This is a genomic window from Pontiella sulfatireligans (assembly GCF_900890705.1).
GTDB classification, from domain to species: domain Bacteria; phylum Verrucomicrobiota; class Kiritimatiellia; order Kiritimatiellales; family Pontiellaceae; genus Pontiella; species Pontiella sulfatireligans.
Map to the genome: position 1 here is coordinate 990,737 of NZ_CAAHFH010000001.1, position 15,645 is coordinate 1,006,381.

A 15,645-nucleotide genomic window follows, 5' to 3' on the forward strand; every position below is an offset into this window, starting at 1 on the left:
ACTGACCATGGAAAACAGCCCGAACAACGACAAAGAGCGATACCAGCGCAGAAAAAGCGTTTTGCGCAAGTTTTATGCCGCGGATCCGGGCAAACCGACCCCCGAGGAGCTGGAATGGTCGACCCCCATTCTCAATTCGCTTAAAGAGACCGAGAATCGCTACGAGGAGCTTGAACCGATTGCGGCCGGCGGGGAAAAGCGGATCGTGCGCACGCTCGACAAACGCCTGAAGCGTTGCGTGGCCATGGCGCACCCTATCAAGACTGAAACACCGGACGACTTCGAACAATTCCTGCGCGAAGCCCAGTTGACCGCCAACCTGATGCACCCCAACATTGTCCCGATCTACAACATGGGGATCGGCGACGACGGCCACCCCTTTTTCTCGATGGAGCTTGTGCCCGGAGACAGCCTGAAGGACATCATCCAAAAACTGAAGGACGGGGACGCCTCCTACAAGACACAGTATCCGCTAGAAACCTTGCTCGGCATTTTCAACAAGGTTTGCGATGCCGTGGCCTACGCGCATTCCTGTAACGTGCTCCACTTGGACATCAAGCCCGACAACATCCGGGTCGGGCAGTTTGGTGAAGTGTTCCTGTGCGACTGGGGATTGGCGCATGTGGGGATCGATGAAACCGCCACGAAAAAATGCGAGCCCAACGGTCTCGACGGCGAAGTGCTCAACGACATGACCCTCTCGGGCACCATGAAAGGCACGCCGGGTTTCATGGCTCCCGAGCAGGTCACCGGGGAAGCAAAAACGCCCCGAACCGACATCTACGCCCTCGGCGCAATCCTGTATTCCATCCTGACGCACGAGCTTCCGGTCGAAGGCCGGCAAACAAACGAAGTGTTGGAAAACACCCGCAACGGCAATGTGATTCATCCCCGCACACGCCGGCCGGGACGCCCCGCGCCGACCAGTCTGACGGCTGTGGCTATGAAAGCCTTGGCGACGTCCCCAAAACGCCGCTATGTCAGCACCCAGGAACTCCAGCAGGATATCAACCGCTATCTCACAGGCTACCCCACCGAGGCCGAACATGCCGGCATCTACACCCGCATGATCCTGCTGACCCATCGCCACCGTAAACTCAGCTTCTGGCTCATTGCGTTCATGGCTTTGCTGTTCGTTGTCGTTAGCATCAATCTTTCCATTATCCGACGCGAAAAAAAGACCGCCGAAGAAAACTTTGCGCTTTACCGCGAAGAGAAGGAAACGTTGGTGCGTGTGAGCGAAGAGCTGGCCACCCTCTCCTACCACACACAAGAGGTGCGCAGCTATATCAGTGCCAATAGCATGATTCCCGTAACACAACGAATTTTAGCGCGTGATGACATCGATCCCGAAACCAAACAGGCGACCCTGCGCGAAAAGGCGCGCATGCATTTTATGCTGCAACAGTTCAATGCCGCAGAAGAGGCCTTGGAACAGGTACATGATACGGGATTGAGGGGCAATGCCATGCTGAACCTCTGCCGGGAATATGCCGTCATCAAACCCGACGATTCCGGTTTTCTGTCCGGCCATGATCTAGCCCAGCTGTTGACCAACACCGATGCGATCAACCGGGACATGAGCCTCTTCCTCTATTTCCACTACACCCGGCGGGTCCCCTCGGTTGTACCGGAGGAGCATGCCGAGGTCGTTGCCGTAATGCTTTCGCGGCTGAATGAACTGAGCGACGAGGAAATACCACAACTGAGACTCAGCAAACAGGCGGAGGGCTATCACCTCGATCTGTCGCATACTCCCTACAGCGCCTATCTCGTAACCATCCCACTCGTATATCGGCAAAACCTCTTGCAGCACCTCAATCTTTATTCGCTCGACATCAGCCACACCCCGGTCTCGCTCACACGGGAACTGAAAAACCTGAAAACCAAGGAACTGCGCATGATTGGCGTCTCTCTGGAACCGGCCAGCAACCTTGCGTGGACACTGCAGGGCATAGGACTTGATCGATTGATTGTCGGCAAGGGAGAATATCCCGAATCAGTCCTCAAAAAAATCCGGTTCAAGGGAATCGAGGTGATGGAAGAAGCAGGGAATGTCGAATACTGAATATCGAACATGGAACTTCGAGAGATCTCTCCCCTTCTACATTCGATATTCCTTGTTCAATATTTAACGGTTCATTCCAGCTCTTCCCGCAAGTGGGCCACTTCCTGCACCAGCCGCCGCTTGAAACGGTTTTTCTGATAATACACGGCGTTTTCAGACAGCTCGGTTTTTGCCGCAATCTCCTTGGCGCTCAATCCTTCCAGGCTGAGCATGAATACGTCGATGGTTTGCCGCGTGAAGAGCGGCTCTATGTTTTCCATTGCGAGGTTCGTTAAATGGATTTCCCACTCCCGCTGGGCAACCCGATCGATCTCCGGCTCATCAACCAACCTTAGGTAGTTGAGCGATTCATCCTCCGACGCCTTTTCCAAGCGCGTGGCATCCCTCGCAGATTTTCTAAAATAGTCCCGCGTACAATTGATCGTCACCGAGCTGAGCCAGCTGCGGAACCGATGGGTGGCTGTGAGCTCCATGCCGGATATGTTCTTCCACACCTTGATGCAGACCTGCTGAACCAGGTCGTCCACTTCATCCACGGAAACATTCATGTTGCGGATAATGGCATAGATGTAGGGGCGGTAGATGCGCACGAACTCATCCCACGACTGATCGTCATGGGACGCCTGAATGCGCTGAATCAGCGTCTGCCTTGTATTGTATTGATCGCTCATCGCCATTGCCTGCTTCAACCGGGGCCTCTTTCCCCGAATCACTGCCTCGACATAGTTAATATAGCGTTTTATTTTCATTTGAACAGCAGATCGTTAACCGAAATCAATACAGTTCGAAACCACCGATAGGCGTACCCCAGATCTAAAGCTGTTTGATCCGGATATTCCGAAAGAAAATCGGGGCAGCCGCGTGCTTTCCCTGAAAGCCGATGCGGCCCTTGGTTTCAAGCTCGGCAGCAGGCCTGCTCAGCCACGACGGAACCGTCGACCCATCCGGGTTCTTGCCTTTTTCCGTCCAAAGCGCCATATCCATGGAGGTGACGTGTTCCCCGTTCAGCACCACATCGATATGGCGCCCCTTGCAGGTGATCGCGCAACGGTTCCACTCTCCTGGCTTTTTCACCATGCTCTTGGCGGGGGCCAAACGGCCGTATATCGCTCCGCACTTCTTGTCCCCCTCGACTTCGCCCACTTTTCGAAAAAGTCGTCAGTAAGCTGGATTTCGATCGAATTCGGAATCCACTTTTCAGTGTCGGTGCAATAGACCAAAATACCGCTGTTTGAACCGGGTGCCGTCTTGAATTCGAGATCCAACACAAAATTATCATAATCCCGCTTTGTCCAGATGGCCTTATCTTCGCTGGCCGTCAGCACGCCCTGCTCAACCGACCACACCCCTTCAGGCTTGTCCGCATTCGAAAGATCCGAATTGAACAATGCGTTCCATTCCGACGAATCCGGATAGCCGCCCCATGCAGCCGCACCAACCAACACCAGCAAGCCCATCAAACCAACACCTGTCTTTATCCATAAATGATTCATACGTCTTATCATTTCCCTCTTTCTGCCAAATTTCCTATAGATTGGCGGTCATGTCTATTGGATGTCCGCCTCGATCTTGAAATAACTATTGGAGGGCGTTAGATCAAACTCAAACGCATCCTCCGGCGGCGTCAGGCCAATAGCCCAGTCGCGGATAACCGTCCAGCCGGCCATATCGGGACTCTGCCAAACACGGTAGAGCACACCCGTTGCACTCGGCCAGAAAAGCTCTATTTTTCCAGACATTGGAAGCGGCGCACTTCCTGAAAAACCAAACACGGATTCCGGATCGCCGGGATCAGTGCCGAGCGCGATCTCCTGCGCATCGGTCAGGCCGTCGCCATCGCTGTCTTCGGCAATTTGCATGAGTATCAGCTGTACCGCATCAACCCCCACAAACTCGGAATTATTATTGTTGGCGCTGGCCAAACCGCCTGCCAGCACCGCTAGGTAGTTGTAGTCAACAGCCGGGGTCACGCTGTTGCTGAAGATGGTGTAGGCATTGCCGGACAACTCGGCATCGGCAATGGTGCGCTTCGCCACCAAGTTGTCATAGGTGCCACTGGTGAAAGCGTACGTGCCGCCGAGATCCACGGTCAGCCCAGTGAAATCATTGAAGCCGACCACCTGGTAGCAGGCCATATCGGAAGAGGTCATCCCCTCGCGTCCCGGCGCGGCAAAGACCGCTGAAAAATTAATCTGCAGACCGGAAACAACGATATCCGACACATCGACCACCTGCACTATTCCGCGCTTGGACGCAATCTGGAACATCATGGATACGTTTCCATCCTGTCCAGAAACAACGCCGCTTGCGTCGGCCAGATCCATGTTAGTATCTTCGCCGGATTCGCGCACGGCCCACTGGCCGGCCATCGACGGAGCCAGCGCTATGTTGCCGGCATTCCCGGTAAAAACAAAGTTTGCAGATCCGGACTCAAAGGAACCGTTGACCAACAGCTCGAGCGGCGCATAGACCGGCGGCGGAGCACCGGCGCGGAGAACCTGAATCGTAAAACTTTCGCTGTAGAATTCCGACGTGCTGTCGAGCACCAGCACGGTAATGGAATGGGTGGTGTTCGATGCATAGACGATGGAATCCGCATCGGCGACGGTGAGTTCCCCGGAGGATGCGTCAATGGCAAAGCGCCCGCCTGCATCGTCGGTCAGCTGGTAGACAAAGGTTTCCCCGGCATCCGGATCGGTGGCGGTGAAGGTGCCGGCCAGCGTCCCGTTGGCGGCGTTTTCCTCAACCGTATTGCTGCCCAGCGACAGATCGGTCGGCCCGCTTCCAGAAGGCGCAGTTCCTTCCATGAAGTAGGCGGTGAGTTCCAATGACTGAAGAACATTTGTATCGATACGGACGGCGGTTCTCACGCCATCGCTCCAGCCCGCAAAGCGGCAGCCCGAACCCGGCACGGCGATGACAACAATTCCGGCTCCGCCTTCGGCCACCACCTGATTGGTTGCCCCGACCAGCGCATGACCGGTTCCGAGCGCATGGTTTTCAAGCTCGGCCGAGCCGGCCAGTCTGTAGTTGAGATCATACAGTCCGTCAGATTCGAGAACGGTGATGGTGATTTCCTGTGTGTCGCGCAGATTACGGGCATCGCGCACGGTGAGCGAAGCCGTATAGACACCCGATTCCGTGTAGGTATGCTGCGCATTGGTCTCCCACGAAGTGCAGCCGTCGCCAAAGTTCCAAAGGGCGGAAACGATGCCGATATTATCGGACGAGCTGTCTCCAGTGAAATTGACGGTCAGCGAATCTGTTCCCTGAAAGGTATCTGCGGAAGCCACGGCGGTTGGTGGAAAGGCATCCCAGCCATTTTCGGAAAAACGTTTGACGCGCATGGCCTCGTAGAGATTGGGCTGGTCCAGCTCGCCGGGGCCAATGTCGGCCTCGAACCAGCGCGGGGAGGCATCGGTTACGGGATCCGCAAGGGCATGGATGCCGACCAGATTGATGTACCCGCGGCAGAAAGCGTTTCCCGTAGCAGCGTAGGACGGAAAATCCTGCTCCAACGCGCTGTCAATATTCCAGAAGGTTTCCCATGCGCCGCATTGGATGCCGGCCGAATTCAGGCCGCTGCTCAGCCAGAACTTGCGACCCAAACCGACATCGATCTGCGTGTAAAGATTGCGCGAGCCGTTCTGGCGATGGTGATCGAGCGATATATCAAAGCCCTTAACATCGGAAAAAACGCTGTTTACCGTGGAATTGATAGTCAGGTCGTGCAGCCCGGCATAGTTCAGGCGAATGCGCTCGGCCAGCATGTGGGAGCCGGTCAGCGCCACGGCGGCGTGCGCGCGCACATCCCAATAGTTGCTCTCGAGCGGCGTGTCGAACTGCATGGCATAGTCGTAGTCCAAACCGCTTTGCAGCGGAAACTCCGACTGGCTCATCCGCTCGGCCACCAGCGTGACGTCCGAAACGGTACACTGGACATTTTCACCATACATGCTAATCGCACTGCAGGCTTCACGAACCTCGACATTGCGCACCCAGCAGTTCACGCAGGCCTGCAAATAAATACCGTCGGTGGTGACATCCTCTTCATAATCGGGCCCCGGAGCCGTTCCGTTGAAATGCTTGGCATAGGGATAGTCGGGATCGAAGGTGACGGTGAGATCCTCCACTCCCGCGTCGTGCATTACGGGGCGCATGATACCCAGCCCCCACTTTTTGGTTCCGCCCTGGAAGGAATATTCGAGCGGCCGATCGAACGAGACCACTTTGCCGGCCACTCCGACGACCTTGGCATACATTTTACAGGAAACGTTTCCCGAGAACTGCGGAATCTGCACTCCCCCAATACATTGCTCAACAAGATTACTGAAGGCGGCGCCATCATATTTGCTGAGCGACAGTTGCATATAGATCAGGTCCCCCACCTGAGCCTGGTTGGCCAACGCCACATTTGAAATCTCGGTATCCCCACGCAAAAATCCATTCACCATGGAGAGCCCCTGCTTGGTCGTATCGCCGTCGAGCTTGATGGCTGAAATCCCGTTGAGCGCCTCGATCACCGTTTTCGCGGGGCCGGAACCGCGCAGCACGATATTCGGTTTATTGATAAAGACCGTATTGGTGACATTGTAGACGCCTTCTGGAAGAAAGATCGCAACGCCGTTGGTCGGGCAGGCATCGATTGCCGCCTGAAGGGCGGCGGAATCGTCGATGCCATCGTTCGGAATGGCGCCAAAGTTGGTTGCAACTATGGATACAGGATAGAACGGAATCGGCACATCGCCGCCCTGATAACCGGCGTGGGATGCATCCGCAATCCGGGAGCTGATTGAATTGGAGGGATAGGTATTGTCCCACAACTCGCCATTTACCCCCCAAAGCCCCGAAGTCGCCGCTTCGGCAAACGTCACCACAGCCAGCAAGCCCCCGAACAACGCTTTTTTGCTGAATAAGCTAAAACTTCCGATCCAATCCATGAAAAACCCAATCCGTTAAATCTAAATCAGTGGGGACGACAACCCTGCACAACGCACGATCTCCCTACCTACATCTATACACGTCGCATATCCGCCAATTCTGAATTTAAATATAACGTATTATTGCATTGGAAGAATCTACATGCTCATATCGCCCCGTTAAATGGAATTAATAAACTAAGGAAACCAACATGAAGTTGCTTAAAACACTGATCTTTTCCTGTATTGCCAGTGTCGCCATCGCCGCATCACAAACGCCCAACGTGGTCTTGATTCTAGCCGACGACCTGGGATGGAACTCCCCCGCCTGCTTCGGAAGCGACTATTATGAAAGCCCCAACTTAGACAAGCTGGCCAGCCAAGGCATGCGGTTCGACAACGGCTACGCCGCCGATCCGATCTGCGCCCCAACCCGAGCTAGCCTGATGTCGGGCTGGGATATCCCGCGCCACGGCGTATTGCGCGTTTCTGATAATCACCGCAATCTCAAAAAGTACGGCAAACCTAAAACCCGCCTGATCCAGCCCCCGCACCAAAGCTACCTCGATGAAAAAGTGGTTACGCTGGCCGAAGCATTCCAATCCCAAGGCTACCGCACGGCCATGTTCGGAAAATGGCATCTGGGTCGCAGAGATGAAGATCTTCCCGGAGAACGCGGCTTCGATGAATATAAGATGCGGGTGGACTACAACCACTTCAACACCCAACTGCTGCCTCAAGGAGTGAACACCGACAAGCAGATCCCGAAAAATGTTTATCTTACCGACTACATGTGCGATCTGGCCGTCGGCTTCTTGAAAGAAAACGCAACCGCCAACCAACCCTTCTTTCTCTACCTCCCGGACATGCTGGTGCATTCCAAATTCGAGGCTATCCAGAAGGACATCGATTATTTCGAGGCCAAGCCAAAAGGTAACATGCATCACGACCCCGTACTGGCCGCAATGCTCAAGAGCCTCGACCGCACCGTCGGCCGCGTTATGGACACATTGGAAGAGCTCGGCATCGCCGACAACACCCTGCTGGTGTTCACCTCCGACAACGGAGGTGTTCCACTGAAAGCAGATGGCGAGTGGTGGCACAAATTTGAACCCAACACCAGCAACGGCATCCTCAAGGGTGGCAAGGGCGCTATTGACGAGGGGGGTATCCGTGTGCCCTACATCTTCCGCTTCCCCGGCCGTATTCCTGCCGGAACCCTCAGCCACGAACCGATCATCACCCAGGATCTCTACCCCACCCTGCTCGCGCAAGTCGGACTGAAAAACCCAGATGGACACCATCTGGACGGCATGGACATCTCGGCGGCACTTTCCAATCCTCGGAAGCAGCTGCCGAAGCGCGCGCTCTACTGGTTCCACTCCAACTACAGCTTTGCCGGACGTGCAGGCATGGCCATGCGGGACGGCGACTGGAAACTCTGCACCTATTTCGAGAATGAAGAGGAAGAAATGTTCAACCTCGTCGACGACATCGCCGAGGAGCATAACCTCGTTTCCAAATATCCCGAGCGCGCCCAGAAAATGCGAACCAAACTCGATGCGTGGTCCAAATCAGTCAACGCTCCGCCGCATCTGCCCAACCCTGACTACAAGCCGAAAAAATAGTTTCACTGGCTGGATCCACATAATCCTGTAGCGCTTTCACCTCTCCGTCCGCTATACACGCTAACGCGTTTAGCATCGGGGCTCGTTTCAATCTACAACTCCACCTTGATTACATCCGCATATTTGGTCTGCATTTCATTGGCCACCGAAATGATCAATTGACCCTCGTTGAATTCAAAAGGTACTGATTGCCCATTGTGCAACATGAACACTTTCTTCGGCTTCGGCAATCCATTGAACTCCACCGTCTCCGGTTGCGGCACACGGTCTTCGCGGATATTGGAAGGCATCAGGTAAACATAACGCACATTGCTCTTCTGCGAGGCATGGGTGGAACAGGTTTCGTTTTCTGCAAGGAGGTGTACGCCGTTGACCGATTCACCGTTTGTGCTCATCCAATCTTCAAACAACTCAAAGCCTTCGTAGGCGCGGTAGCAGAGGTCGCCGTCGGCCTTGGGGCCGATACCCAGCAGATAGTTGATGCCGTGGATGCGACAGCGGATCAGTTCGTCAAGCACGCGATTGAAGTGGCGGTAATCCTTATCGACATAGGGCCAGTTAAAGTTCCATGTATTGCAAAACTCCGCCCATTCTCCGTCCTTGAGTTCGGGGTTTTCAGGCAGATGGCGTTCGAAAGTACGGAAGTCGCCCTTGCCGCCCATACGCGGATTAATCACCATGCCCGGCTGGAGCCGGCGCATTTCGTCCTGACCAATGAGCAACTTTGTATATTCACCAACCTTTGGATTGCCGTCGAACCAAAGCACATCGATCTTTCCATAGTTGGTGAGCAGCTCGCGGATTTGTCCGCTGACCATTTCGGCATAGGCTTTCTGGTGAGCGACAAGTTCCTCGCCTTCCATCGAAGGGCCCTTTGGCTGCAGGTTATAATCCAGCGGAGAAAGCTCCGGGTTGCTCTTGCGCAGGTTGCGATGCGTGAAGTTGACGTTTTCCCGATCAAAATACCAATCCGGCGGGGAATAGTAGAGTCCCACCCTGATCTCGGCCTTACGGCACCCATCCACAAACTCCTTCACGAGATCGCGGCCGCCCATATAGTTTTTCGTGTTGAAATCGCCAAAGGCACTGGGCCACATGGCAAAGCCCTCGTGATGCTTGGTGGTCAGCACGACATATTCAAACCCCGATGCCTTCGCGGCCGCCAACCACGTTGCAGGATGATAGTTTTGTGGGTTGAATTTCTCTGCCATCGCCCAGTATTCCATCGGCGTCATCTCCGGCTGACCTTTCAGCTCCCAATCCTTTTCGCGGATAATACGATCGCGTTCGGTGGGGTCTTCAATACGCGGAAGGCGTGCACCGACCATCATCGGCCAGGAAATATTCATAGCCTCAACGCTGCAAATTCCCCAGTGAAGAAAAAGACCCAGTCCAGCATCCGGAAACCACTGCGCATCCGGATGCGCGGTATGGCCAGAAACCGTTTCGGTCATGTTGCCGATCTCACCATGCTGCCCCTTCACAATAGACTTGTTTTTACTCGCCTCTCCGTTGTCTGCAAAAGCCGCGCAGGCGCCCATCTGAAAAGCCAAAATGATGTGTAGATATTTTTTCATATGCATATGTATTCCCGTTATTTTGAAATCGTGTCTTTCAGATGTCCACTGAACGAAGCCGGATTGACGACCGAAACGAATTCCGTGTTTTCCTGCTGGAGCAGCACCTCCACTTCGCCTTCGCTTCCGACCCAGTCGAAAGCGACGCGGACGCAATCCTTTGCGACGGCCAAACTGGAGGCCTCCGGCGAAATCTCAGCGCGCACACCATTCATGTTGCAATCGCTGCATTCGTTCAGGAAGAGCGCGGGGCGCGCATCCGCCTTTTCAGTCAGGAAGCGCACATTGTTCAGAACCAGTCCCTCTACATGGCGGGCATAAAGGCCATAGGAAGGCGGAACACCGAAGGCCGATTTATTGGTATACCAGTATCCGGCTTCGTCCCATTTTATATCATCGACATCGCGCAGATCGCGCCGCGCCGCCTGCTCGGCCGTTCCGCCACCGGGCGACGTCAGCTGGATGTTTTCGAGATAAATGTTTTTCACAATAGCCTCCGGGTGGCCATGAATCCAGATGAGTGGATTATGGTTCGGGTTGGTAGACGGGCGGCCGACCGCTTCAATGATCATATTGCTGAAACGCAGATCATGGATCGGCGAGGCCGGCATGAGTTCACGGCCCTTGTCATTCCAGCCGCCCGCACCTATATCGGGCCAGCGAGCGCTCTGAATACAAATGGGCCCGCGCACGCGCTCCATGCGGATATTGTTGAACAGGCAGTTGCGTACAGTGCCGCCTTCGCACGGATCAATCTTAATGCCCCCACCTTCGCAGTCGTGCAGCACCAGGTTGTTAAACAACACGTTTTCAAAATTGCCTTTAGAGAGCGGGCCAAAACGAATGCCGGCCCAATGGCTCTTCACGGTGCAGTTGTTGACCGTGAAGTTGCGGATCGGTTTATCCAGATGGCTGGTGGTCAGCGCAAAGCCATCGTCGTAGCAATCAAGCGAACAATCGCTGATGCGCACATCCTGGCAGCTCTCGATGTTGAAGCCATCCTGATAGGGATTGTCGATGGTAATCCCGCTGATCACGACATCGGAGCAAAACTGCAGATGGGTAAACCACGAACGGGAGTTGGTGAACAGCAGGTCGCGCATACGCACCCGCTTGCAGTTTTTCAGGCGGATTGCCATGGGTCGATGGCGGGTCTTTTCGCCCTTTTCATCGAGCAGTTTGGCACACTCGCTCGGTTTATTTTTTACACCCCGGTTCCCGCCATCGATTGTTCCGCTGCCGATGAGCGCAATATTTTCCGCCCCGTTCGCATAAACCAACGCGCGGTCGAGTCCTTCACCATAGGGGCACCCGCCGACGTCGTCGCGGTAATCCTTGAGGTGATCGCCGCCGATAATCCGCGCATTGCCGTCCAAATGCAGCGCCACGTTGCTTTTGATCTCGAACGTTCCCGTCAGGAAGCTATGACCCGGCGCAAAGTAGACGGTCCCGCCACCCTGTTTACTGCAGGCATCGATCGCAGTCTGGATCGCGACGGTATCCAATGTCTTTCCATTCCCCTTTGCGCCGAAATCCAACACATCAAGTGGTTGAGCCATTCCCGAAACAGCAGTCACGACCCACGCAAAAGCAACACCTATAAAACCACTTCGATTCATTTCCGCCATCCAGCTAAAATTAATTATTACTTAATTAGAACACGGGCGAACTTCTCGGATTGGGACACGCTTCGAAATCATTCTTAGAATACAACCGTGTAAGATTCCCCTTTGGTGGAGTTGAATTTAATCCGGCCGCTCCTGTCGCTAGAAGTCTTGATGGTTTTACCGTTGCTGTTTTTGATTCGGGCGGATTCGAGACCGGGATAGGCGATGCGGCATTCGCGGCCGCTTCTTGAGGTGACAGAGATGGCACTGGCTTTGCCGTCCTTCCAATCTGCGGAAAAGACAAAGTTGCCGCGCGCAACGAGGCCGCTGAAGGATCCGGTGTTCCAGGCTTTGGGCAGGGCTGGAAGGATTTCGATATATTCTTCATGGCTCTGCAGCAGCATTTCAGCGACACCGGCCATGGTGCCGAAGTTGCCGTCGATCTGGAACGGCGGGTGCAGCGTCCAAAGGTTGGGCACGGTGCGTTCGCTGATAAAGCGTTGATAGACTTCGTGGGCTTTTTCGCCTTCCTTGAGACGGGCGCGGCAGTTCATGCGGTGAGCCATGGCCCAGCCCGTGGTTTTGCTGCCTCGAAGGTCGAGCGTTGTGCGGGCGGCCTGCATCCACTCTTCGTTGTCCGAATTGATGAGAGTGCCGGGGAAGAGGGTGCAGAGGTGGGAAATATGACGATGGAGGGGATCACCGATATCACTATAGGCCTCTTCTTCGCGGTACTCTTTGATCTGGCCCGAGGTGCCGATCAGGATCGGGTCGAGCTTGGTAATTTCAGTTTGAATGGTCTTTAGGAAGTCATCTTTTTTGCCCAGGGCCTCAGCCATGATCAGGGTGTCGTTGTGGTTTTCCCACACAAATCCTTGGTCAAACGTGCAACCCGTAGTGATGTAGTTGCCCTTCTTGTCCACATGGCCGGGATTTTTAATTTTTGCGAGTTGCTCTTTCTTTCGGACCTTCTGTTCCGGAGAGGCGGACGGTTTCACCAGCAGCAGGTCGCCTTGCGGAACCAGTGCCTTAGAGAAAAACTTGCTCATGGAGAGCATGGCAGGATAGCCGATTTCTTCGAGAAATTTTTGATCCTGTGTGAAGAGATAATATTCCATCAGCAGCTTGGATGTGAAGCCGCCGGTGCCCGGTCCGGAGTGGCCGCCGCCAGCGCCGGAAATATTGTAGGCGTTGGCGGATGTCCCGATAATCCATCCGTTGTCGCCCGGCGTATCCGCGAGCCGGGCCGGATTGAATTTTTTCACATAACTGTCGGCGTGCTCCTGCGCCTTCGGGAAATAGGCTTTAAAATAATTAATGTAGGAGACGAACGTTTCCGCAAGGTTGGCACTACAGGCCCCCCAGTAGTTCATCTGAACATTAATGTTGTGCCAGTAGCCGCCCGTCCACGGGGTGTTGTGGTACTGGCTCCAGACGCCCTGCAGAGCGGACGGCAATGTTTTTTCTCTTGAGCTGGCAATGAGGAGGTAACGGGCATACTGGAACATGAGTTCCTCCAGGTAGGTGTTCTTCTCACCCTGCTTATATTTTTCCAGAAGCATATGGGTCGGGTCAGGAGAAACCTCGGCGTTCAGATTAATCGCAACACGTTCGAACAGGTTCCGGTAATCGTCGAGATGGGTTTGTTTGAGGCCGGCATAACCTTTACGTTGTGCATTGGCAATGAGCGCCGAAACGTCCTCGTGGGGGAAAAGGTCTGCATCCAGCTTTTCACCGTTGGCGTTGGAGAAGATGTGCGTGCCCGGACGGTAGTTCGTGCCGGTCGCGATCAACAGTGTGACAGAGTCGGCTTTGGCGACCGTGAAGGTTCCGTTGTTGGCCTTGAGGGAGCCGCCTTCGTTGAGGACCTTGATCTGGCCTTCATAATTAATGTTGAAAAACGGGAGCTTGCCGGAGAGCGTCACCAGATCCTTGTGTGCCGAAACCTTGCCCGTGCGCTGATCCTCTTTGTTGAGATAAGGAATTTCAGGCCGCAGAACAAAGGAGAGAGCGCCCTTTTTATTCGCGCAGAGTTTGATGACCATGATGTTATCCGGGTAGGACATGAAATACTCACGCGTGTATTTCACCTCGTTTGCTTCATAGGAGACATAGGCGATGGCATCATTGAGGTTTAATGAGCGACGGTAGTTCTGAACATCCGTGTGGTTAAAATCCAGAAAGATTTCCGCAAAACTGGTGAGCCCCCCGCCATTATAGATGCCTTTGTTGTGCAGTGTCTTTTCGGTGATCTGAATCCGTTCCGTATCGACCCGGCCAAACAGGTTTGCCCCCATGTAGCCATTGCCGATGGCATAGGACCATTCTTCCCAATCCTGATCAAAAGGGGTTCCTCCCGCCTTGACGACATCCCAGTCGCCACCGCGGTTAGGAGCCGGCTCGGTCTCCCAAATTTCGTACGTTCTGGGAGAGGCCGATGCGCACATGGATAGACCGATGCATGACAGCAGTATCGGGAGTCTGACTTTACTTGATGCTTTCATTCTATAATGTCCTTATATTTTAAATCACTGTCATCCCATAGATTTTAAATAAAAAGGCTGGCTTGTGAGCTCTAAATCCTCCACTCGGAGGGTATGAAAAAACAGAGACAAAAACACAAACCAGCCGGACATAGGTATACAACCTTGAAGCAATTGTGCAATCTGATTCCCGGACACATGGTCACGAACCTTGCGAAGAAGCATGGCGTCGATGCCCGAAGCCGGACGTACACGCCATGGAGCCATGTGGTTTCGCTGCTTTATGCCCACTTTGCTCATGCGCTCGGGCTTAACGATGTATGCGACGCGCTCCAGATGAATGCGGCGGCGCTCTCCACCATCCGCGGTGCGGTTCCACCGTCCCGCAACAACCTGAGCCATGCGAATCAAGTGCGCGACGCGAACATGGCCGAAGAGCTTTATTGGAGCATGATGAAGCATCTGATGGACACGGTGCCTGGTTTTGCGAAGGGAAAGGTGCGTAGTGGATACCTCCGTCGCTTCAGCAAGGCGATCCATGCGCTCGATTCGACCACGATACAGCTGGTGGCCAATAGCATGGACTGGGCAAAGCACCGCCGCCGCAAGGCCGCCGCGAAGTGCCACATGCGTCTGGACCTGCAAAGCTTCCTTCCACGATGTGCCATTGTCGACACTGCAAAACACCATGACAGCCGCAAGACCTTGAGCTTGTGTGCCGACCTTGAAGCCGGAGAAATCGTTGTATTCGACAAGGCTTATATCAAATTCAAGCATCTCTTTGAGCTAACGGAGCGCGGCATTAATTGGGCGGGTCGAGCGAAAGACAACATGCAGTACACGGTGATGCGCTCCCTCGAAACGACTAAAAACAAGCGCATCCTTCGCGACGAAGTCATCGAGCTGATGCTCGAAAAATCGAAGAAGGCCTACCCGTGCGAGTTGCGCCGCGTTGTAGCCCTCGTGGAGATCAACGGCAAGGATGTCGAAATGGTCTTCCTGACCAACCATCTGGAGTGGAGCGCGTGGACGGTCGCGGAGCTCTACCGCTGCCGGTGGGATATCGAGGTGTTCTTTAAGGAAATCAAACAGACGCTCCAGCTCTCCGACTTTCTCGGCTACAGCGCTAATGCCGTACGCTGGCAGGTATGGACCGGGCTGCTCGTCCATCTGCTGATGCGCTGTCTCAAATTCATGCACGGATGGGATCACAGCTTCAAGCGCCTGTTCACCGTCGTAAGGGTCTCGCTTTGGCGTCGCTGGAACCTGCCCGCCTTGCTGGAATCCTATGGGACAGCCAAACCACCCGGTCGCATCCGAGGAGCACCGGAACAGGCGTATCTGCCGGGGTTCATCTAAATGC

General features: G+C 54.4%; 10 protein-coding genes. 3 read left to right on the top strand and 7 right to left on the bottom strand.

The features are described from left to right. Positions 1–7: 7 nt before the first annotated feature. On the top strand, positions 8–2,068 hold the full coding sequence (locus SCARR_RS03495; protein ID WP_136060130.1) for a serine/threonine protein kinase: 2,061 nt from the start codon (positions 8–10) through the stop codon (positions 2,066–2,068). Between the two features lie 71 nt (positions 2,069–2,139). Here the strand turns inward: SCARR_RS03495 and SCARR_RS03500 are convergent, their stop codons facing one another. From SCARR_RS03500 to SCARR_RS03510, 4 genes are all read right to left on the bottom strand, one after another. Further along, a complete protein-coding gene (locus SCARR_RS03500; RefSeq protein ID WP_136060131.1) occupies positions 2,140–2,817 on the bottom strand; it encodes an RNA polymerase sigma factor in 678 nt (225 codons plus the stop codon). Between the two features lie 64 nt (positions 2,818–2,881). Beyond that, entirely contained in the window at positions 2,882–3,145 is a 264-nt protein-coding gene (locus tag SCARR_RS28545; protein WP_246044427.1) for a 3-keto-disaccharide hydrolase, read from the bottom strand. Next, complete coding sequence (locus SCARR_RS28550; protein ID WP_222846165.1) at positions 3,139–3,561, bottom strand: 3-keto-disaccharide hydrolase; 423 nt, start codon at positions 3,559–3,561, stop codon at positions 3,139–3,141. Before SCARR_RS28550 ends, SCARR_RS28545 begins: the two co-directional genes overlap by 7 nt. A gap of 54 nt (positions 3,562–3,615) precedes the next feature. Beyond that, complete coding sequence (locus SCARR_RS03510) at positions 3,616–7,008, bottom strand: PKD domain-containing protein (RefSeq protein ID WP_136060132.1); 3,393 nt, start codon at positions 7,006–7,008, stop codon at positions 3,616–3,618. 191 nt (positions 7,009–7,199) lie between these two features. Here SCARR_RS03510 and SCARR_RS03515 point away from each other — a divergent pair, with 191 nt between their 5' ends. Further along, the gene (locus tag SCARR_RS03515; RefSeq protein WP_136060133.1) at positions 7,200–8,615 is read left to right on the top strand and encodes a sulfatase; all 1,416 of its coding nucleotides are present in this window, start codon (positions 7,200–7,202) and stop codon (positions 8,613–8,615) included. Between the two features lie 92 nt (positions 8,616–8,707). Here SCARR_RS03515 and SCARR_RS03520 read toward each other — a convergent pair whose 3' ends face one another. The 3 genes from SCARR_RS03520 to SCARR_RS03530 form a co-directional block, all read right to left on the bottom strand. Further along, entirely contained in the window at positions 8,708–10,192 is a 1,485-nt protein-coding gene (locus SCARR_RS03520; protein WP_168432967.1) for an alpha-L-fucosidase, read from the bottom strand. Positions 10,193–10,209: 17 nt separating this feature from the next. Then, the gene (locus SCARR_RS03525; RefSeq protein WP_168432968.1) at positions 10,210–11,811 is read right to left on the bottom strand and encodes a glycoside hydrolase family 28 protein; all 1,602 of its coding nucleotides are present in this window, start codon (positions 11,809–11,811) and stop codon (positions 10,210–10,212) included. A gap of 83 nt (positions 11,812–11,894) precedes the next feature. Then, positions 11,895–14,303 carry a glycoside hydrolase family 95 protein gene (locus tag SCARR_RS03530; protein WP_136060136.1) on the bottom strand — a complete coding sequence of 803 codons (2,409 nt, stop codon included), beginning with the start codon at positions 14,301–14,303 and terminating at the stop codon, positions 11,895–11,897. Between the two features lie 93 nt (positions 14,304–14,396). Here SCARR_RS03530 and SCARR_RS03535 point away from each other — a divergent pair, with 93 nt between their 5' ends. Then, positions 14,397–15,641 carry an IS4 family transposase gene (locus SCARR_RS03535; RefSeq protein WP_136060137.1) on the top strand — a complete coding sequence of 415 codons (1,245 nt, stop codon included), beginning with the start codon at positions 14,397–14,399 and terminating at the stop codon, positions 15,639–15,641. Positions 15,642–15,645: the final 4 nt, after the last annotated feature.

Bases quoted from the DNA above. Each gene is read 5' to 3' on its own strand.
- SCARR_RS03495 (WP_136060130.1), top strand. From the start codon at position 8: ATGGAAAACAGCCCGAACAACGACAAAGAGCGATACCAGCGCAGAAAA.
- SCARR_RS03500 (WP_136060131.1), bottom strand. From the start codon at position 2,817: ATGAAAATAAAACGCTATATTAACTATGTCGAGGCAGTGATTCGGGGA.
- SCARR_RS28545 (WP_246044427.1), bottom strand. From the start codon at position 3,145: ATGGTGAAAAAGCCAGGAGAGTGGAACCGTTGCGCGATCACCTGCAAG.
- SCARR_RS28550 (WP_222846165.1), bottom strand. From the start codon at position 3,561: ATGAATCATTTATGGATAAAGACAGGTGTTGGTTTGATGGGCTTGCTG.
- SCARR_RS03510 (WP_136060132.1), bottom strand. From the start codon at position 7,008: ATGGATTGGATCGGAAGTTTTAGCTTATTCAGCAAAAAAGCGTTGTTC.
- SCARR_RS03515 (WP_136060133.1), top strand. From the start codon at position 7,200: ATGAAGTTGCTTAAAACACTGATCTTTTCCTGTATTGCCAGTGTCGCC.
- SCARR_RS03520 (WP_168432967.1), bottom strand. From the start codon at position 10,192: ATGAAAAAATATCTACACATCATTTTGGCTTTTCAGATGGGCGCCTGC.
- SCARR_RS03525 (WP_168432968.1), bottom strand. From the start codon at position 11,811: ATGAATCGAAGTGGTTTTATAGGTGTTGCTTTTGCGTGGGTCGTGACT.
- SCARR_RS03530 (WP_136060136.1), bottom strand. From the start codon at position 14,303: ATGAAAGCATCAAGTAAAGTCAGACTCCCGATACTGCTGTCATGCATC.
- SCARR_RS03535 (WP_136060137.1), top strand. From the start codon at position 14,397: ATGAAAAAACAGAGACAAAAACACAAACCAGCCGGACATAGGTATACA.